This window comes from Haloarcula rubripromontorii (assembly GCF_001280425.1).
In the GTDB taxonomy this organism is placed as follows: Archaea; Halobacteriota; Halobacteria; order Halobacteriales; family Haloarculaceae; genus Haloarcula; species Haloarcula rubripromontorii.
The window spans coordinates 364,017-382,752 of sequence record NZ_LIUF01000004.1; the positions used below are offsets into that span (position 1 = coordinate 364,017).

Below are 18,736 nucleotides of genomic sequence, written 5' to 3' on the forward strand. Positions count from 1 at the left end.
GATGAATAACACGAAATGGGAACTACAGCGGTTCGCTCAGACTATCCACCTGATTCTCAACGTCATTCACTGTGATCCGAAGTTCGTCGACTTGACCACGGTCTCGCAATCGGTGCGTGTAACTGTCCTGTTCCCCGCTGACACGGGTGCTATCGGCAGCCACCACTGTTCCCTGAGAGAGGAGCGTCGTGACGACCATATCGAGGTCCCCATCGGCGTCCGTAACGGTCCAGTCAACATCGAATCGTGACCAGTCATCAGTATTTGTACGGTTCACTTCGACGGCTTCAATCTTCGGGGGGCTCGAAGCCGTCCCATTGTCTACGGTCACGGTAGCTGCGGCAGTAGCGTCGTTTCCGGCAGAGTCGGTCACACGCGCTTCGAGTCGGTAGTCGCCCCCGTCAACTCCTGTCGTGTCCCACGTGTCCTCGTGATACCCAGTCTCAGCGTTGTATGTGGCCGTCTTCCAGCTAGCGTCGCCAAGGCGGTGTTCTACAGTCAGTGCCTCTGCGGCGTCTTCCTCGTCGTTCGCTGCGATCTGTAACGTCACTTCGCCACTCGCTACCTCACCGTCAGTCGGCGTTGCCCAGGAAACAGATGGCGTCGTATCTGTCGTCTCGGAGTCAAGGAATTGAGCGGTGGAACCGCCGGTCACAGCACTGAACACGTCCGTTTCGACTGGTTGCGGGTCGAACGATCCAAGCCCAACCCACCCGTCAGCGTGGTCGCTGTCAGTCTCGACAACGTCCCACTCGGTTGGTTCGTCCGTTCCAGCAGGCCAGACCTTTGCTTTCAGCTCGGACCCCTCCGCACGGAACCGCCTGTAGAAGTATTCATTCTCCTGTGGCGTGCCGAATCGGGCTATCGTTCTCACGGTCCCGTCGGTGTATTTACCGAGGCGGAACGCGTCTGCACGGTCTTCGACCTCTATCCAGTAGCCGTTGGCATTACCGTTAACCGTCGAGCCACGGAGATACACCCGGGCGTGGAACCCGTATTCTGTGTCCGCAGCGAACGATGGAACTCGAAACTTATCTAGTACCTCAACGTCCGCCGGTCGGCCGACATTGTCCGCGGAAATGGCGTATCGGGTACGGTTCCCGTCGGTGTTCTCGAAGGCGAGGGCGGAGTTTCCTGCGAACTGCGATCCGGTGTCGACACTCCAATCGCTCGTGGAACTAGACCACTGCGGTGTCCAGTGATCGAACAGCGGTGACTCGGAGGGAGTGGTTGTTTCCTCCTCGGAGTCGTCGGACGCTGAGTTGATACCGACATCGGAAGCAGTCGGCACGTCGGGTGTGAGCGGGTCGGCACCCTGCTCGTCAGCCTCGATCCTGATAGCGCCGGTGTCGCCGAGACCGCCGTTCCCATCACGCGCGAGTGTTTTGATAGCCCCGTCCGAGTCCTGCGTCCCGAACAATGCCCGCTCGCAGTTGTGCACTGACACGCGGTCGAGAGCCACATCAGAGAAATGCGCCCCGTCACGGTCACGGAACACTTCGTCAGCTAGCTCGAACGTTGCGTTGTGGATCGCAAAGTTGTCACCCTGAAGGTTCAGTTGTCCGGCGGCAGCCTGGATAGCGTATCCCATGTGGTCCCTGGTTTCGACATCCTCGAGATACACTGTCGGTACGCCACCGGTGCGATCGGATAGCCTGTTGATGAAACACCGGCCATAAAAGTTCTCGCCCGACTTCTCGTCGAGTTTGGATTCGAGCGAAGGCGTGTTGGCGCGATGGTATACTCGTCGGACATCGAACAGCGATGAGGCACTCAACTTACACAGGTTGGCACCGGTCCCTGTCACGTAACAGTCCCGCATCCGGATCTCGCCAGTGTTAAACCGGACATCTATGGCGCTCCCGGAACAGTCGATGAAATGGGAGTTCGTCACTGTGAGGGGGTTGCCCTCGCTCGCGTGGGTGGTGATGTGGTGGCCGATGTGTCCACCGCCCGAATAGTTATGATCCGCAATGGCGTTGTCTTCGAACGTACACCGGTCGACGGTCCGTAGCACGTCTCGGCCAAGGATAGCCTCTTGATACCAGCCGCGGATATGCGCATTTGAGAAATGTACGTCTCCGCTGCCAGCGATATTCATACATCGAGAACCCCCGCCAGCACCGCGAAGGTCCGGTAGGTTCTCGTAGTTCCCGTCCAGCCGAATATCTCGGATGGTGACCGTACCGTGATCGGCACCATCGTCGTAGTAGAATCCTGTCTGGATCGGGTGGGATGACGCGTCAGTGTGTCTGCTCACCCCTAACGCTGAGCGCTCTGGACCAGCCCCGGTGATTGATATGCCGGCGGGCTCCTGTCCACCGAACTCAAAGAACGAAGACCGACTGTCACGGGCGAAATAAAACGTTCCCTCTGGGACGTAAATTTCGCCACCGTCGCCAGTAGCATTTGCCGCGTCAAGCACTGCCCTCCAGTTACGTTTCGCCGCATCGAACGAAGGGTCGTCCGGGTTCGCCACCGCACCGTGGTCGGTTATGTCTTCAGTCATAGCGCGTACTCACTGAAATCAGTCATATACTGCGTCTGCTGGGACGATGCGGTTGCAGTGACGCTGTTCGCACCGACGAGTGCGGCGACTGTGACGGCACCCGCTTTGAGATAGTCCCTGCGGTTAATTGTACCTTGTCGGCCCCCGTCAAGTGATTTGTTCCGCCCGTTCTTTCCGTCCGCTTCGTCAGTTAATGAGTTATTACTTTGCTCCGATTCGGTATTCATCACACTCACCGCTGGTGTAGGTCCCGTATTTACTGATGCTACCAGTCAAAGTGAGTTTGGCTCTTTTTAATTACCAACTAAAGATATTTACAGGCAGTTAGCTTGTCTTAAGTTAATAATACAGGATGAGAGTAAGAGGATCCTACCATGAGACAGAGCTTCGTCCAGAGTGGTTGACCCGCATCGTTGAGCACGGGACACTATACTCAGCCGTATAGATGTATTACTTCAGTCTGACACTAAAATCTGACTCGTATTGAACGGCACACCACCGATTGCGATCAATGACATACTGAAACTGTGATTTTGACTGTTACGACTGTAATCTGAGTTATTTTGGTTATCCGGTTTGTCAGGAGCGGGGTTCATTAACCAAGATCCATTTCTGAGGATGCTACCGACTGATCTGTATGGTATACAAAGTCGATGAATACTCTGACCTGAACGCCTCAGATTCTGTTTATGGGGGTTTTGTTTGAGAGACAGATCAATGTGGTTTATTATAATACAGGGTGACAGTTTGACTATATTTTGGTCTATCAGTTCACTTTATTCAAGGTCGAGAATCGATAATAAGTCGATATATACTGATTCAATAGTGCACGTAACGGATTCAGGTTCGGAACGCCACAAGAGTATCAAACGTATACTAATACACCCGTCAGGGGTACAGTGCAACGATTCGATGTTGATGAGTAGCGATAGGCGAGCGGACACGGGACCGTCGTCAGAATGGAGGGAGGAACATCTGAGAGTGGGCCAAACGATGGACACACTTCACGACGATGACGACTGACTGCGTCATCGTCTCTCAGCGGTATCCCCCTGAAAAGGGCGGCAATGCATCCAGAATTCACGACACAGCCGTCAATCTCGGTGACGGCTTCGACGTGACCGTTCTGGCGCCGTCCAGCTGTTACCCACCGGGAAACTTCGAACGGACTTGGAAGCGAAAACAGACAGACCGCGATAAGGGTGTGGTCGTCCACCGTCTGTGGACGTGGCAGCCACAGAGAGAGAACCCCTCTCTGCTTCGTCGACTTCCATACTACCTGATATTCGCACTGCATGCGGCTCTCTGGCTAGTCTTGAATTTCCGGCAGTACGACGTTGTCATGACATCTACGCCACCAATCACCACTGGGTTCCCCGGACTCGTGGCTGCTGCCATTGGAACTCCCTGGGTGATCGATGTCCGCGACCTGTGGATTGAGAACTCAATCGCCCTCGGATACATTTCAGCAGACAGTCCCCTGGTAACAGCCGGTCGTACGTTCCAGCGCCTTGCGCTGCACTCCGCCGACCGCATTACGGTAACGACTGAGACCCTTGGGGATGCAGTCGCTGACACGTACGGGAGCGAGCTCAGGGACCGGGTTCAAGTCATCCCGAACGGTGTTGACATCAACCGGTTTTCTTCGGTATCGACCCCTGAAAGCAGCGGTTCCCGAATTGTTTACACCGGGAATATCGGGAGTGCGCAGGCACTCGAACCGTGTATCCGGGCAATGCAACACGTTTCAAGCGACGATGCAGTGCTTCAGTTGGTTGGCGACGGGGACGAGGTGTCTCGGCTCAAAGATGTGACAGCCCGACTTGGGCTTGAAGACCGCGTAGAGTTTGTCGGACTGGTGGACCGTGATCGAATCCCGGAGATTCTTGATACTGCAACTATCGGATTGGCTCCAATCAAGGACAGTCCAGAGCTGGACTACGCGATACCCACGAAGCTCTACGAGTACATGGCGTGCTCGCTACCCGTCGTCGTCACCGGAAGAGGGGAAATCAAGCGGCTCGCAACGGACACAGACGCAGGGATTCACACAGAACCCACTCCAGAGAGCATTGGGGCAGCGATTGACAGTCTCCTCGAAAACCCCGACAAGCGAGTGGCGATGGGTCGAGACGGATACAGAGTCGTCTCCGAAGCGTATGATCGGCAGGCCATCGCGGGTCGACTTGGCGAGGTGTTTCGGACATTGAAGACAGATGAACGACTGGAATCGTACACGGCCCCAGACCCAGACCATGACTGAGCACCTGCAGGCGCTTCCCAAAGCGGTCAGGTTGTACGGACACACGCTCACACAGTTGGAGCCTGCTCAGGTACTCGGGATGGTTGAGCGAACAACTCGTAACTCCGTGCTCACACGACTCCCGCTGGACTTCGACGCGAGATACGACGCAGCAATCCCTCAAACCCTCTCAGTAGCGACCAATCCGGTCAAAACGGATCTTCGCCTGCTTCGGACAGAACTTTCCGAGACGACCGTCGAGATGTTCCAGCAACGGAGCCGTCGGGCGGCCGACGGTAATCTGACGTTCCTCAACAAGACCATACAGCTACGGTCGCCAGACCAGCTTAACTGGTTTGACGACCGGTTCGACGACTATCCGTTGCTCTGGCCGCTGAAACTATACGCGTTCGAGCCGCTTCGATGGGCGTCGCTGGGGTTCAAAGACCCACAGTCGGCCCCGGATAGGGTTGTCGAGGTGTTCGACCAGTGGATACGGGACTGGACCGATAGTATCGAGATCGGCCAGCCGGGGTACCTCCGAGACGTGTGGACGCCGTGGGCAGTGTCACTCCGCATTCAAACACTCACACGATACCTCGCGTGGCGAACTGGAGGTCCCCGGAAAGACGTTCCAGAGAGACTCACTGAGGCCCTTACCAAAGAGATATATCGGAATTCGCTCTTCCTTGCAAACCATATCGAAGGCGATGTCGGGGGGAATCACCTCGTCGAGAACGGGCTCGCACTGCTCATGGGCGGACTCACTTTCCCAGATGCTGATACGTCCTGGGTTTCAGATGGGATCTCTGTACTTGGCCGTACAGGGGCTGAGCAGTTCCTTTCTGACGGTGGCCACTATGAGCGCTCGCCGATGTATCATGCAATCGTGACAACGAGGTTCGTGACAGCGTGCGCCGTACTGGCAGCCAGTAATCGCTCACTCCCAAACTGGCTGACAGCGATGACGAGGCAGGCCGTAGCGTATCTGCGGTACCTCTGTCCCCCAGACGAACGGCTTCCGCTCTGTAACGACGCCGTGTTCGGTCAGGCGCTTCCGCTTGGCGACTGTTTGGGGTACGCTACTGCCGCCGGATTTGGGTTGGGTGACCGTCCCGCCCCGGCTCACAATCCAGCGAGCGGGGAGACAGGGTACTACTGGCTCGATACAGACCATGGACGCCTGTTAGTGGACGGCGGCCCGGTCGGGCCTTCGCATTTACCCGGTCACTCCCACAACGATATGCTGAGTATCTTGCTCTGGGTCGGTGGACAGCGTGTGCTTACCGATACCGGTGTATATGATTATGCCAGCAACGACCGCAGACAGTACGTCAGAGGTGTCGCTGGCCACAATACGGTACAGGTCGGCACCACCGAGCCGATAGAGATCGGTGGAAAGTATCTGATGGGGGCGCGGACAGAACCGACGGTACAGTACGAGCGGACAGATCCGGCGGCTTTCGGTGGGCACTACGTGACGAACCCACATTCGCCAGCGTCATATCAACACACCAGGAAAATTGTAGCGGCAGACGACTGGTGGCTTGTCCGCGATACACTCCGCGGGCCTGACACTGAGACCGAGCCATGCATTTCTCGTCTCCATTTCCACCCGGATATTGCTGTCACAATCAACGAGTCTGGGACAATACGGGCATCTCACCAGACAGTGGCCGATGACGATCCGCCCTTGCTGAACGTTCACCCACTGGGTACAAACGACGTTCGCACTACTACAACCGAATACTTCGCCGAATTTGGCGTCGCTCAGGAGCGACAGACCGTGGAGTTACGAGTCGGTCCGAAGTCAGGAACAACAGCTCTGGGTTATCTTCTTGCCCCAAGCGGCAGCGATGGGAATAGATATGACTCCTCTATTGAAAGTGAGGAATAATCGCCTGCGGGCTAAAACCGCTACCCCATCGGATAAGGGCGGTTTGGACATTGCAGCTGATGGGTAATCCGGCGTTTGGGATTGTAGCCGCAACTCATGGATTATATCCGCCCGTGCAAGTGGCTCAATCCGCTATGCCGTTCGATGGATCTCCGACGTTGGCGGGGTATAGCTCCGACTCAACTGAACAGACGCTTCAGCCGAGCCACGAGACTCTTCGAACGATCACCACCACGACGGCGCGGCTGCGTCGAATCGGTACTCGTGGACTCGGAGCCATCGACATCGGACCCAGTGTCCGATGCGTCGCCGTCAGCAGCCGCAATCGCATCAGCGATCATGCCTTCGGCGTCGTTAACAGCGTCTTTGACTGTGCCTTTAATTAGCGGAATACCGCCGAACCGGTCCTGACTGACCGACGTGTCCGAGGCGATGATGGCGGCGTCGGCGGACTCGATATCCGAGTCGGAGAGCTCGTTCTCCGCACCCATCGCGCCCTGTACTTCTACCTTGATATCGTGCCCCTGTTCTTCGGCTGTCTGTTCGAGGTTCTCCGCTGCCATTTGACTGTGTGCAATCCCAGTCGGGCAGGAGGTGACTGCGACGAGTTTCATGTGTCTAATGTGGTATGGACTTCGCTTCGTGTTGCGGCGAGTCGGGCGCGGTCCGCACGCTCACTCGCGGTGTTGTACTCGGTGTCGCGGACGGCCGTCTTGACCTCCGGAATCGTCACGGCGCTCATGCTGAGTTCGTCAAGGCCGAGACCGACAAGCAGCTCGGTCAAATCGGGGTCGCCAGCCATCTCGCCACACATTCCGACCCAGGCGTCCTCAGCGTGAGCTGCAGTAACTGTCTGATGGATTGCCCGGAGGACGCCCGGATGAGTGGGGTCGTGCAGGTCGCCGACGCGCTCGTTCTCGCGGTCGGCGGCCATCACGTACTGCGTCAGGTCGTTCGTTCCGAGAGAGAGGAAATCGACTCGCGCCGCGAGTTCGCCGGCCATGAAGGCGGCGCTCGGTGTTTCTATCATGACGCCGACTTCGACATCAACGGCGTCGGCGTCGCACTCTTCAATATCAGCCGCTGCTGTGTCCAGCGCGTCGAGTGCAGCGTCGAGTTCGGTAACCGTAGCGACCATCGGAAACATGATGGCGAGGTCCCCAGCGCCGTCCGAAGCAGCACGCAGGAGTGCACGGAGTTGCGTGGCGAAAAGGTCCGAATCCGGGTCAAGCGAGCGCCGGATGCCGCGCTCGCCGAGGAAGGGGTTCTCCTCGTCTGGCTGGTCGAGATACGGAATCTGCTTGTCGCCACCGATATCCAGCGTCCGGACGACAACGCGACCATCCGGGAACATATCGAGTGTCTCACGGATAGCCTCGTACTGCTCGTCTTCCGACGGCGGTGTCTCCCGGTCGAGGAAGAGAAACTCGGTCCGGTAGAGCCCAACGCCGTCAGCCCCTCGGTCTACTGTGGGCTTTAGTTCCGCCGGCTGGCCGATATTTGCCGCCACTTCGACGTGTCGCCCGTCAGTGGTTTCGACAGACGCATCGACGACAGCGGCTCCCGAGTCGCTTGCCGCGGCCGCTCGCTCGGAGTCGTCAGGGGCGACCAGCACCTCACCGCTGTCGCCGTCGATCACGACCGCTGTGCCATCTTCGACGGTGTCGAGTGCTTCCCCGACACCGACAACGGCCGGCAGGGCCAGCGAGCGGGCGAAAATCGACGCGTGAGATGTTCGTCCCCCTGTAACTGTAGCGAAGCCGGCGACGCGTTCCGGGTCGAGTTGTGCCGTGTCACTCGGTGTCAGCCGCTCGGCGAGGACGACACTGCCGTCGGGCAAGTCTCCGAGATCGACCCGTTCCCCGTCCGTCAACAGACGGAGAAGTCGGTCACGGACGTCTCGAAGGTCGTCCGCACGCTCGGCCATTCGGCCGTCCATCCCCTCGAACTGCTCGATGTGGTCGCCAAACGCGGCGTCCACGGCGTTCGGGGCGGGGTGCCCCTCGCCGATCATCGTCTCGACGGCCTCCTCGATAGTCGGGTCTTCGAGGAACTGGATATGCGCGTCGAACACTGCGGCTTCGTCTTCGCCAACGCGTTCGGCAGTCGCTTCGCGCTCGGACTCTAGTTCGGCGCGGGCGGTGTCGACGGCGTCAGCGAACCGCTGGCTCTCTGGCTCGGGTTCGACTTCCACGTCGTCCGGATCCGGGAGCGAGATGTCGCGGCCGTACCAGACAACCGTTCCGACCCCGGAGCGCGGCGTGGCACCGGTCCCGTGGAGTGTGCGTTCAGCCATCGTCAGTGTCCAGTTCTCCTTCTGGTGTTGTTAGTATTCGCTCCAGTTCGTCGAGTACGGCTTCGGCGTCCGGGCCGTCGGCGACCAGTTTGATGTCGTCGCCCTGTCCGACACCGAGGCTGGTGACGGCGATCATACTCGCCGCCTGGACGAGGTCACCATCCGGACGCCCAGCCGAGACCTCTGCCTCGTGGTCGTTGACGGCCTGGACGAACGCTGACGCCGGCCGGGCGTGCAGGCCCGCTTCCGGGACAATCGTCACGGTGCGTTCGACGGTCATGCGATGGCCTCCCGGAGCACGTCCTGGACGGTCGCTTCGTCCTCCGCCGCGTGGAGCCGGTCCCGAACGTCGTCGTGCATCAGGGCCCGGGAGAGGGAGCTGAGGATGTCGAGGTGCTCCTCGCCACCGGCCTCCGGGACGAGAATCATGAACACGAGCGTTGCCGGCTCGCCGTCCATGGAGCCGAAGTCGACGCCCGCCTCGGAACGGACGAACGCGAGCGACGGGCGGTTTACGGCGTCGGTCTTCGCGTGCGGGATGCCGATGCCCATGCCGACGCCGGTCGTGGTCTCCGATTCGCGTTCCAGCAGCGCGTCGAGTGCTCGCTCGCGGTCCTCGACCCTTTCGGCGTCAACCAGCAGGTCGAGCAGGTATTCGATGCAGGCTTCCTTCTCGGCGGGTGGTTCGGACAGCGAGATGTGGTTCGCCGGAATCAGCTCGTCGATGTCATCCGTTGAGATTGTGTCTGTCATTGGTGTACTGTGGTTAGTCGTTGGTCGGTTGTGCACTGGTCGTTTCCTTGCCAGTGTCGACGCGGTCCTCGAAGTCCGGTTTGATAACCGTCGCGATGACGGCCGTCACGAGCGAACCCAGCAGAATGCTGCCTATGAACGCGAGCGGCTGATTTGACAGCAGGACGACGAAGATGCCGCCGTGGGGAGCGGGCATCGTGACGCCGAGGGCCATCGAGGTCGCGCCGCCGACCGCGCTGCCGGCGACGATAGCCGGAATAACGCGGAGCGGGTCCGCGGCCGCGTAGGGGATCGCACCCTCAGTGATGAACGATAGGCCGAGCACGATACCGCTTTTCCCGTTCTCGTACATTTCGGCCGCGTACTTGTGCGGGGCAATAAAATTCGAGAGCGCGAGGCCAATCGGCGGAATCATCCCGCCGATCATTACCGCAGCCATCGGCGCGTAGATCTCTTCGGTGATGAGTCCGGTCGCGAACACGTACGCGACCTTGTTTACCGGGCCACCCATGTCGAAGGCCATCATCCCGCCGAGGATGAGGCCGACGACGATAGCCTGACCGCCCTGCATCGACTGCAGGAACGAGGTCAGAGCCTCGTTCGCGAGCGCGACAGGAACGCCAAGCACGAAGAGCATGATTGGCGTCAGCACCGCCATCGTCGCGACGGGGATGAGCAACACGGGCATCATCGGCTGGATGAACTCGGGAACGTCGAGATTCTTGAAGAAGCGCGCGACGTACCCGGCCAGCAGTCCAGCGACGATTGCGCCGAGATAGCCGGCACCGGCTTCGCCGCCGGAGATGCCGATTACTGTCGCCGCTTCGGCGACGACGTTCCCTTGCTGGAGGATGTATGCCAGCAGGAATCCTGGAGCAAGTCCCGGACGGTCGGCGATGGCGTACGCGATGTACCCGCCGAGAATTGGAACCATAATCGTCAGCCCGGCCACGCCAATCTGTGCGAGGAACCAGCCTGCCGAGCCGGTGTTCCCGAACACTGCCTGTGTGTCCCCTATCGCGTACGCGACCGCGAGGAAAATCCCCCCGATAGTCACGAAAGGAATCATGAACGATACGCCCGTCATCAGGTCCTCCTTGACGGAGGTCACGTGAGCGCGAAGCGCACTCTCAGCCCGGTCTTGATCTGTCATGGTCAACGACATCGACAGCTACGCCGATTGCATAATATAAATGTACACGTTTGAGCGTGTTATTTACCGAAACTGCTCGATATATGGATATCGGCGATTGTTTCTGAACGGAAATAGGTCCGGGAGCCCTATTAAATAACAGGCATATGTTTGTTAGCCACTTCCATCTATTAGGGTGAATGTCTGGATGATCGGTGCCACGCGCGCCATAGTACTTATGCCCGTAACCCGCTCACACCGAAACATGGGTTCACGCTCGGTATCTGGGGAAGTGGCGACCGTCACCGTCGAAAAGATAGGGGGCATCGACGAGACGACAGTCGAGGTCCCGCCAGGGGTGACGGTGCTCCAGGGCCGTAACGCGACGAATCGGACCTCGTTCCTGCAGGCGGTGATGGCCGCTCACGGGAGCGAGTGGGCAAGCGTCAAAGGTGACGCTGATCAGGGGCACATCGAGTTCTCACTGGGCGGAGAGCCGTACACCCGAACACTGACCAGAACCGACGACGGGGTTGTCGGGTCGGGCCTCGGGCTTCTCACGGACCCGACTGTTGCGGACCTGTTCGCGTTCCTACTCGAAGACAACGAGGCCAGGCGGGCTGTCGAACGGGGTGATGACCTCCGGGAGATCATCATGCGACCCGTCGACGTGGCGTCTATCCACCGACAGATACGTGCAGCCGAGCAGCGCAAAGAAGAGATCGACGAGGAACTCGATCGTATCGCGTCGCTCAAGCGTGAGCTTCCCGACTTGGAGCGCCAACGGGCTGATCTCCGCGAGGAAATTGCCGAGACGAGAGACGAACTCCAGCGCGTCGAAGAACGCATCGACGAGCGGGATGTCGATTTCCAGACGACACAGGAAAACAGGGACGAACTCGAGACGGCTCTCGATGAGCTACAGGCGACTCGGTCCGAACTGAAACGCGTCCGCGAGGATATTCAGTCAGAACAGGAGAGCATTGCGGCGTTACGCGACGAGCGAGGAAACCTCGCAGTCGAACGGTCCGGGCTCCCAGACGCACCAGATGACCGACTCGAATCGCTGGAATCAGACATCGAACGACTGCGAGAACGGGAGCGTGAACTCTCAGAGTACACCACCCGACTACAGAATGTCATTGAGTTCAACGAAGAACTGCTATCGGGCGAACATCATGAAATAACGGATGCCATCGACGCAAAGCCCGAGAGCGTCGGTGACATCACGGAACAGTTGTACAAGGGATCAAAGACGACCTGCTGGACCTGTGGCTCGCGAGTAAAGCCGGCCCGTATCGAGTCGACGCTCCAGAGTATGCGTGACCATCTTCAGGAGACAGTCGGGGAGATAGACGATATCGAAGACGACCTCGACGGACTAACCGACCAGCGTGACGAAATTGCTGAGACGCGCGCGCGGGCACAAAAGCTGGACGAGACAATTACGGAGGTCGACACCGAAATCGAGCGCCGGCAGTCGGACGTAGCGGACCTCCGGGAGCGACGCGACAACCTCTCGGCCCGCGTCGAGGAACTGGAGGCCCGGGTGACCACGCTCCGGACGGAAGAGTTCGACGAAGTGCTGGACCTCCACACGGAGGCAAACGAACTGGAGCTAGAACTTGACCGACTCGAATCCGAACGAGATACGATAAGCGAAGAGATCGCCGACATCGAGTCAGAAATCCGCCGGAATGACGAACTGGCCGACCGACGGGAAGAAGTAGTCGACGAGCTGATCGACCTTCGGTCACGTATCGACCGCCTCGAAGCCGAGGCGACTGACCAGTTCAACGAGAAGATGGACGACTTGCTCGACATTCTCGGTTACGGCAACATTGAACGGATCTGGATCGAACGGACGGACACACCAGATGACCCGGTCCATACCAGCGACGACGGCGTCACGGGGTCGACGTTCACCCTCCACGTCGTCAGGAGCACCGACGGCGGGACGGTGTACGAGGACACGGTCGGCCACCTGAGCGAGAGCGAGCGGGAGGTGACCGGGCTTGTGTTCGCGCTCGCCGGCTACCTCGTCCACGACGTGTACGAGGAGGTCCCGTTCATGCTGCTTGACTCGCTGGAGGCAATCGACGCGGACCGCATCGCCGCCCTTGTAGAGTACTTCGCGGAGTTCCCCACCTACCTCGTCGTCGCGTTGCTCCCCGAGGACGCACAAGCACTCCCCGAGAAGTACACCCGGATTACCGACATCTGAGGGAGTAGGGACAGACCACGCGGGACGCTACCGGCAGTTACAGCCGCCGCGGTCAAGGAGGTCGCTGATGCTGTGGCGCGTCCCGCAGTCCTGACAGCGGATGTCGATGCTGACGAACACGCGGTACTCGCCGACAGTGAGCGTGTCGGCGGCCTGCAGTCGGTCGACGGTGTCCCGGACAATTGTCTCGACCCGGCTGCGGAGGCGGTCGATGGTGTCGCGTTCCCGCTCTACCTGGTCGGTCCCGCGGTCGGGGTCGTAGCTCGCCCCGCGAACCTCCGTCAAGTAGTAGCGAATCGCCTGGTAGGTGACGAACTCGTCTTCCAGCCGCTCGACGTCGATACCGGCCCGTTCGAGTCGGTTCCGGGCCTCGACACGCTTGCCCGCGCTGACATCTTCGGCCGTCAGGAGGCGGTAGAAGTTCGCCGGCTCGCCGTCGACCACGTCCATCCCCGCGTCGCGTATCGCGGCCACGAGCAGGGCTCGGTTGAACCGGTCAGCGAGGTCACGGAGGCTCTGGCGCTCCTGACCGTCCCCGAGCCAGGCCCGTTCCAGCTCCGAACCCATCGACTCCAGACCGTACGTTTCGATTAGTCGTCCGACTTTGGACTGCGCCGACCCCATTACCGCCGGAACGCGGCGGCCCGGTTTAGCCGTTGTGTTGCGGCTCCGCGTTCGTCGGTAGCGGGCAGTTGGCATGCCAGGCGAGAATGGTACTCACCGACAACTACAGAATGTGCATATTATAAACCATCAGTACCGAATATAGATTTAAATCAGCCATCAGTGTTTCCAGATTTGAAGTAATCGGTGTAAGCCGTCGACATCGGTTCAGCGTACGGGCCATCTGGCACGACCCGGTGGCTGTCAGTCTACCGCGAGGATTTTATACCTGACAGCGCAAGCGGGAAGGTGCACGATGGTCCCCTTCACCCGACGTTCCCTCCTTCACAGCGCCTGCGGGCTGGCAACGCTGTTTGCCGGCTGCAGCGGGCTGTTCGAGGGTGGCACTGGTTCGACACGCACTCCAACGGAAAGCGACGACGCGGCTGGTCCGAAGGTCGGCTCGGTATTCGACCCGGACACGGTCGTCTCTCGCGTAGATGCCGACCGGAAGCCGGTCTGGCTCGACGACGACGGCCGGCCGACCGAAAGCCGACACAGAGACCGGCTGGAGTCCGAAATTATCGACACCGCGGCGAAAGCCGACCGGCTCGGCGTCGCCGAAGCCGTGGACCGCGAGCCAATCGAGAGTTTCCTTGCCGAAACTGACTTCGAGACAGAGGGTATATACATCCAGAACGTACTCATCGAGGAATGTTTTCGGTTGTCGCTCTGTAGAATCCAGTGGTCGCCAAACAGGATTTCGACCGACTACGGCCGGGTGAGCCGTCCCTACGACGAACGTTGCACGGCGGGCAAGACGGTGTATGCGGTGTGGTTCATCCGTATTCCGGAGGCGCTCGACGCCGACGAGGTCACCAGGTTCTCCTCCTCTATCGGGGGCAGTGGCTGTGACGGCCCACAGAGAGGTGCCGAAAGCGAAGGTAACGGCGGGTCAGGGCAGAGCGATGCCCGTCGGTCCGGTGGTGAGCGAGCATGACGGACGATACGTCCGGAGCGGGCGGGGACTGTGCGGGGATGACCCGTCGCGGGATGCTCGCGCTGGCAGGGGCCAGCGCCATCGCCGGCTGTGGCAGTATCGGCAACACCGGGGGCGAGCCGACTATCGATGCCTACGACCTGCCCGACATCCGACGCGACGAGGAGTTGGAGTCACCGGTGCCCCCGGCGGTCCCGGTCGACGTCGCAACGAGCCACTTCGAGGCCGCGCGCGAGCGGGTCCACTCGCTCCTGGCAACGCTGCCGACGCCGCTTGGTCCCGACGAGGTTCCGAACGGCCACGTTCGCCAGCACCTGACCGACGCCGCCAGCACCGCCTCGGACGGCCTCGACGAGGCGCGGACGGCCCGAACAGGGTTGGTGGCGCTTCGAGATCTCCGGTCGGCGCGCGAGCACGCCCGCTACGCCGCGGCGGGCTGGAGCGTCGTCGACCGCGGACGTACTGACGCCCCATTCCGAGAGGAACACAGCCGGACCGTGTTGGCGGCCCGCGAAGCCAGGCAGGCACACGAGTACGTCGGGACCGACCCGGTGCGCGCGGCGCTGGTTCACGCCCGCATCGAGACGGGACTGCGACGGGCCGACCAGACAGATGGCGCGCCCAGAGCGGACTCGGAGTTGCTAGCGGTGGCCGAGTGGGGCGAGCGGGCCGAGTCGGCGCAGGCGTATCTCGACAACGCCCGCCACCTGGGGTCGCAGTTCGAGGCCGCGCTCCCGGCCGATGTCGGGACGCTTGAGTCGGTACTGGCCGACGGGGCGCAGACGTTGCTCGCGGCCGTCCGGGACCGGCGAGAGGCCCTGCCCCCGGAAGGGACGGCCGGTGACCGTACCCCAGGGCGGATGGTCCTCGAAGACCTCCGCTGGGAGGCCGAGAGCGGCACTAGCAGTCTCTCGGAGGCTATCGGGCCAGCGAGTGCCGTCGTCGACGCGACCGGGCGACTCGCCCAGTTCCGGGCGCTCGAACGCATCGGGACGCGTCGGGAGGCCGACGAACTCGCTCGCCCGACGAGCGCGGCGGCGATCCGGGACATCAGACGGACCGCACGCGACGCGCTCACGGCGGCCCTCGAATCGAGTGCCCGGCCGGAACTGGTCCGAACGATACTGGTCGACGCTGGCTACAAAGTCATGGGCGCGGACCGCCATCTGTCTCAGCACCGAGGAGCGGTTTCGGTGTCCGCGCTCGACAGAAGCGTCGCGGGCTACTGGCACGCGACGGCGCTGGCCCGAGCAGCGCCGCCGGCCGCCCGACAGGCCGTACAGGCGCTCAAGTCCGGCTGACGAAACACTGTGGGTAGCAGCGGTCCGAAACGCAACGTAATTTCACGCTGACAGTTTGTGGGAATCACAATGTTACCACTGTTATTTCAGTGGCGTAGCGACGGAGGAGGGGTACAACAATCGTCACCAACGAGCAGGGAGCGGTGCAAAACTCGTCATGTCCCGTCGATTATAGGTTAGGGCAGGCTGTCGGACGTGACTGTTCGACGGCCAAGCCCCAGTAGCTGTCTCCGTCAGGACCGTACCCGGCGAAACCGTTAGACGCCTGCGCCGGGACGACATACCATGGACAGTCGAACGCGACGGCCCGGCACCTCTGGACGAGACACATGATTGCAGACCAGCCCATCGGCGAGTTCCTCGACGCTGTGGCGTCGGAACGGGTGACGCCCAGCGGCGGTGCCGTCGCCGCCGTCGGCGGGGCGATGGGGGCGGCCCTGTGCGAGATGACCTGTATTCACACCGTTCGCGGTGACGGGTCAGACGCGGCGGACCTGTCGGCCGTGCGGGACACTCTGGCAGACAGACGGGCGCAATTGCTCACGCTCGCTGACGAGGACGCAGCGGCGGTCGAGACGGTCCAGACCGCGTTCGCGTCGGGCGACGACGCGCGGGTCCAGGCGGCGCTGGAGCGGTCGACGACGGTCCCGATGGAGACCGCCGAAGCGTGTCTGGACGTGGTCGAACACGCCGTCACCGTGACGGCGGCGGGGACGCCGGTCGCCGTCCCGGACGCGGCCGTCGGGGCGATGCTCGCGCACGCGGCGCTGGACGGGTCCGTATCGACAGTGCGTGCGAACATAGAGAAGATAGCCGACGAAGCGTTCGTCGCGGAGATGGCGGGCCGGGCAGACGAGGCGGAAGCGGCCGGCGAGGCGGCACTCAGCACGGTTCGGGCGAACGCGAGGCCGTAGTCAGAACAGCCCCGAGATGTTGCCGTCCTCGTCGATGTCCATGTCCGCCGCGGCCGGCCGGGCCGGCAGGCCAGGCATCGTGAGCGCGTCGGCCGTGAGCGCGACGAGGAAGCCGGCCCCGGCGGACGGGTACACCTCACTGATTTCGAGTTCCCAGCCCTCCGGCGCACCCTTTCGGCTGGCGTCGTCGCTCAGTGAGTGGAACGTCTTGGACATGACGACCGGGTAGTCGTCGAAGTCGAGTTCGTTCATCTGCTCGATGTCGTCGAGCGCGCCGCCGGTGTATTTCACGTCGTCAGCGCCGTAAATCTCGGTCGCAACTGTGTGAATCTTCTCCTTGATACTATCCTCGTCGTCGTACAGCATCCGGAAGTCTGCCTCGTTGCTCTCCTCGGTTGCTTCGATGACGTTCTCCGCAAGGTCGACGCCGCCCTCGCTCCCGTCGGAGAACACGTTCGACTCAGCGGCACGCACGCCGAGGTCCTCTCGGCAGTGGTCCAGTACGGCCTGAATCTCCGCGTCGGTGTCGTCCGGGAAGCGGTTGACCGAGACGACGACCGGGACGCCGAACTTCTGGAGGTTCCGGGCGTGCTTGTCGAGGTTCGAGAAGCCGGCTTCGACGGCGTCGACGCCGGCCGCGTCGATCTCGTCGTAGTCGACCGGCCACTGGTCGAGACCGTGGTACTTGAGCGCCCGAACGGACGCCACCAGCACAACGGCGTTGGGCGTCATGTCGCCCTTGCGACAGACCACGTCCATGAACTTCTCGGCCCCGAGGTCGGAGCCGAAGCCGGCCTCGGTAACGAGGTAGTCACCCATGCCGAACGCGGTTTTGTCGGCGACCAGTGAGTTCGTCCCGTGGGCGATGTTCGCGAAGGGGCCGCCGTGGACCAGCGCCGGCGTCCCCTCGATGGTCTGAACGACGTTCGGCTTGATGGCGTCCCGGAGCAGCATCGTGGCCGGACCGGTCGCCTCGATGTCGTCGACGGTGACCGGGTCACCGGCCTCGTCGTAGGCGACGATGATGCGACTAACGCGCTCTTTCAGATCGCCGATGTCGGTGGCCAGACAGAGGACCGCCATCAGCTCGGAGGCCGCCGTCAGGATGAAGCTATCCTCCCGCGGCGTCCCGCCAGTCTTGCCGCCGAGACCGACGACCGTTTCTCGGAGCGCACGGTCGTTCATGTCGATTGCGCGCGGCCACGAGACGTTGTTGATGTCGATGTCTAAGTCGTCGCCCTGCGATATTTTCGCGTCGAGCATCGCAGCGATGAGGTTGTGCGCGGAGGTGAGCGCGTGGAGGTCCCCGGTGAAGTGGAGGTTTATATCCTCCATTGGAAGGACCTGCGACCGGCCGCCGCCCGCGGCACCGCCCTTGACGCCGAACACCGGGCCGAGCGACGGCTCCCGGATGGCTATCATCGCTTCCTCCCCGACGTGGTTGAGCGTCTGGCCGAGGCCGACAGTCGTTACCGTCTTCCCCTCGCCTTTCGGCGTCGGCGTCATTCCGGTTACCAGAACGAGACTCTGTTCCTTGTTCTCGGCCTGTTCGCGGAGGCGCTCGATGGCGTGTTGTTTGACTTTCGCAGTGTATTCACCGAAGTACTGGAGGTCGTCGAGCCCGAGTCCCCACGGCTCGACCAGCTCCCAGATCGGCTCCATGTCAGTCGACTGGGCGATATCGTAGTCCGTGGGAATCGGCTCCTGACTCTCTTCGGTCGAAGATTGCTCGTCCTGTGAAGACATCTCTACTAACCCTTCCCTGCACCGTCGTAATAATGTTAGTGAACCTGACACTACCGGGATAGGATGTGTTCGAGTCGCCGGAGGAAACCACAGAAGCCACATCATGTATCACGGATTAC

The 18,736-nt window shown here is 61.0% G+C and carries 15 protein-coding genes; 6 read left to right on the forward strand and 9 right to left on the reverse strand.

Features of this window, described 5'->3' with window-relative positions; genetic code table 11:
* Positions 1-22 precede the first annotated feature (22 nt).
* The gene (locus AMS69_RS14065) at positions 23-2,509 is read right to left on the reverse strand and encodes a right-handed parallel beta-helix repeat-containing protein (protein WP_053968688.1); all 2,487 of its coding nucleotides are present in this window, start codon (positions 2,507-2,509) and stop codon (positions 23-25) included.
* Positions 2,506-2,736, reverse strand: coding sequence for a twin-arginine translocation signal domain-containing protein (locus AMS69_RS14070; RefSeq protein WP_053968689.1), 231 nt, complete (start codon positions 2,734-2,736; stop codon positions 2,506-2,508). Before AMS69_RS14070 ends, AMS69_RS14065 begins: the two co-directional genes overlap by 4 nt.
* 785 nt (positions 2,737-3,521) lie before the next feature.
* On the opposite strand from AMS69_RS14070, the gene AMS69_RS14075 reads away from it, so the two are divergent.
* The gene (locus tag AMS69_RS14075; RefSeq protein ID WP_053968690.1) at positions 3,522-4,772 is read left to right on the forward strand and encodes a glycosyltransferase family 4 protein; all 1,251 of its coding nucleotides are present in this window, start codon (positions 3,522-3,524) and stop codon (positions 4,770-4,772) included.
* Positions 4,726-6,648 carry a heparinase II/III family protein gene (locus AMS69_RS14080; RefSeq protein WP_238378467.1) on the forward strand — a complete coding sequence of 641 codons (1,923 nt, stop codon included), beginning with the start codon at positions 4,726-4,728 and terminating at the stop codon, positions 6,646-6,648. Before AMS69_RS14075 ends, AMS69_RS14080 begins: the two co-directional genes overlap by 47 nt.
* Before the next feature lie 179 nt (positions 6,649-6,827).
* On the opposite strand, the gene AMS69_RS14085 is transcribed toward AMS69_RS14080, so the two are convergent.
* The 5 genes from AMS69_RS14085 to AMS69_RS14105 are packed head-to-tail and all read right to left on the reverse strand — an operon-like array spanning position 6,828 to position 10,862.
* Positions 6,828-7,262 (reverse strand): PTS fructose transporter subunit IIB, encoded by a 435-nt coding sequence (locus AMS69_RS14085; RefSeq protein WP_053968691.1) that lies wholly within the window; start codon positions 7,260-7,262, stop codon positions 6,828-6,830.
* Positions 7,259-8,944 (reverse strand): phosphoenolpyruvate--protein phosphotransferase, encoded by a 1,686-nt coding sequence (ptsP, locus tag AMS69_RS14090; protein ID WP_053968692.1) that lies wholly within the window; start codon positions 8,942-8,944, stop codon positions 7,259-7,261. The genes AMS69_RS14085 and ptsP overlap by 4 nt, the downstream gene beginning before the upstream one ends.
* Positions 8,937-9,224, reverse strand: coding sequence for an HPr family phosphocarrier protein (locus tag AMS69_RS14095; RefSeq protein ID WP_053968693.1), 288 nt, complete (start codon positions 9,222-9,224; stop codon positions 8,937-8,939). Before AMS69_RS14095 ends, ptsP begins: the two co-directional genes overlap by 8 nt.
* A complete protein-coding gene (locus AMS69_RS14100; protein ID WP_053968694.1) occupies positions 9,221-9,697 on the reverse strand; it encodes a PTS sugar transporter subunit IIA in 477 nt (158 codons plus the stop codon). Before AMS69_RS14100 ends, AMS69_RS14095 begins: the two co-directional genes overlap by 4 nt.
* 13 nt (positions 9,698-9,710) lie before the next feature.
* Positions 9,711-10,862: a PTS fructose transporter subunit IIC gene (locus AMS69_RS14105; protein ID WP_155119972.1), complete on the reverse strand. Its 1,152-nt coding sequence runs from the start codon at positions 10,860-10,862 to the stop codon at positions 9,711-9,713.
* 232 nt (positions 10,863-11,094) lie between these two features.
* On the opposite strand from AMS69_RS14105, the gene AMS69_RS14110 reads away from it, so the two are divergent.
* On the forward strand, positions 11,095-13,053 hold the full coding sequence (locus AMS69_RS14110; protein WP_053968695.1) for an archaea-specific SMC-related protein: 1,959 nt from the start codon (positions 11,095-11,097) through the stop codon (positions 13,051-13,053).
* A 27-nt stretch (positions 13,054-13,080) separates the two neighbouring features.
* On the opposite strand, the gene rdfA is transcribed toward AMS69_RS14110, so the two are convergent.
* On the reverse strand, positions 13,081-13,677 hold the full coding sequence (gene rdfA, locus AMS69_RS14115) for a rod-determining factor RdfA (protein WP_053968696.1): 597 nt from the start codon (positions 13,675-13,677) through the stop codon (positions 13,081-13,083).
* 295 nt (positions 13,678-13,972) lie between these two features.
* On the opposite strand from rdfA, the gene AMS69_RS14120 reads away from it, so the two are divergent.
* The 3 genes from AMS69_RS14120 to AMS69_RS14130 all read left to right on the forward strand — a co-directional run bounded on the left by AMS69_RS14120 (position 13,973) and on the right by AMS69_RS14130 (position 16,871).
* On the forward strand, positions 13,973-14,656 hold the full coding sequence (locus tag AMS69_RS14120) for a hypothetical protein (RefSeq protein ID WP_238378470.1): 684 nt from the start codon (positions 13,973-13,975) through the stop codon (positions 14,654-14,656).
* Positions 14,653-15,957 carry a hypothetical protein gene (locus tag AMS69_RS14125; RefSeq protein WP_202904555.1) on the forward strand — a complete coding sequence of 435 codons (1,305 nt, stop codon included), beginning with the start codon at positions 14,653-14,655 and terminating at the stop codon, positions 15,955-15,957. Before AMS69_RS14120 ends, AMS69_RS14125 begins: the two co-directional genes overlap by 4 nt.
* Positions 15,958-16,286: 329 nt before the next feature.
* Positions 16,287-16,871: a cyclodeaminase/cyclohydrolase family protein gene (locus AMS69_RS14130; RefSeq protein WP_053968697.1), complete on the forward strand. Its 585-nt coding sequence runs from the start codon at positions 16,287-16,289 to the stop codon at positions 16,869-16,871.
* Here AMS69_RS14130 and AMS69_RS14135 read toward each other — a convergent pair whose 3' ends face one another.
* Complete coding sequence (locus AMS69_RS14135) at positions 16,872-18,617, reverse strand: formate--tetrahydrofolate ligase (protein WP_053968698.1); 1,746 nt, start codon at positions 18,615-18,617, stop codon at positions 16,872-16,874.
* Between the last annotated feature and the right edge of the window lie 119 nt (positions 18,618-18,736).

Bases quoted from the DNA above. Each gene is read 5' to 3' on its own strand.
- AMS69_RS14065 (WP_053968688.1), bottom strand. From the start codon at position 2,509: ATGACTGAAGACATAACCGACCACGGTGCGGTGGCGAACCCGGACGAC.
- AMS69_RS14070 (WP_053968689.1), bottom strand. From the start codon at position 2,736: ATGAATACCGAATCGGAGCAAAGTAATAACTCATTAACTGACGAAGCG.
- AMS69_RS14075 (WP_053968690.1), top strand. From the start codon at position 3,522: ATGACGACTGACTGCGTCATCGTCTCTCAGCGGTATCCCCCTGAAAAG.
- AMS69_RS14080 (WP_238378467.1), top strand. From the start codon at position 4,726: ATGAACGACTGGAATCGTACACGGCCCCAGACCCAGACCATGACTGAG.
- AMS69_RS14085 (WP_053968691.1), bottom strand. From the start codon at position 7,262: ATGAAACTCGTCGCAGTCACCTCCTGCCCGACTGGGATTGCACACAGT.
- ptsP (WP_053968692.1), bottom strand. From the start codon at position 8,944: ATGGCTGAACGCACACTCCACGGGACCGGTGCCACGCCGCGCTCCGGG.
- AMS69_RS14095 (WP_053968693.1), bottom strand. From the start codon at position 9,224: ATGACCGTCGAACGCACCGTGACGATTGTCCCGGAAGCGGGCCTGCAC.
- AMS69_RS14100 (WP_053968694.1), bottom strand. From the start codon at position 9,697: ATGACAGACACAATCTCAACGGATGACATCGACGAGCTGATTCCGGCG.
- AMS69_RS14105 (WP_155119972.1), bottom strand. From the start codon at position 10,862: ATGTCGTTGACCATGACAGATCAAGACCGGGCTGAGAGTGCGCTTCGC.
- AMS69_RS14110 (WP_053968695.1), top strand. From the start codon at position 11,095: ATGGGTTCACGCTCGGTATCTGGGGAAGTGGCGACCGTCACCGTCGAA.
- rdfA (WP_053968696.1), bottom strand. From the start codon at position 13,677: ATGGGGTCGGCGCAGTCCAAAGTCGGACGACTAATCGAAACGTACGGT.
- AMS69_RS14120 (WP_238378470.1), top strand. From the start codon at position 13,973: ATGGTCCCCTTCACCCGACGTTCCCTCCTTCACAGCGCCTGCGGGCTG.
- AMS69_RS14125 (WP_202904555.1), top strand. From the start codon at position 14,653: ATGACGGACGATACGTCCGGAGCGGGCGGGGACTGTGCGGGGATGACC.
- AMS69_RS14130 (WP_053968697.1), top strand. From the start codon at position 16,287: ATGATTGCAGACCAGCCCATCGGCGAGTTCCTCGACGCTGTGGCGTCG.
- AMS69_RS14135 (WP_053968698.1), bottom strand. From the start codon at position 18,617: ATGTCTTCACAGGACGAGCAATCTTCGACCGAAGAGAGTCAGGAGCCG.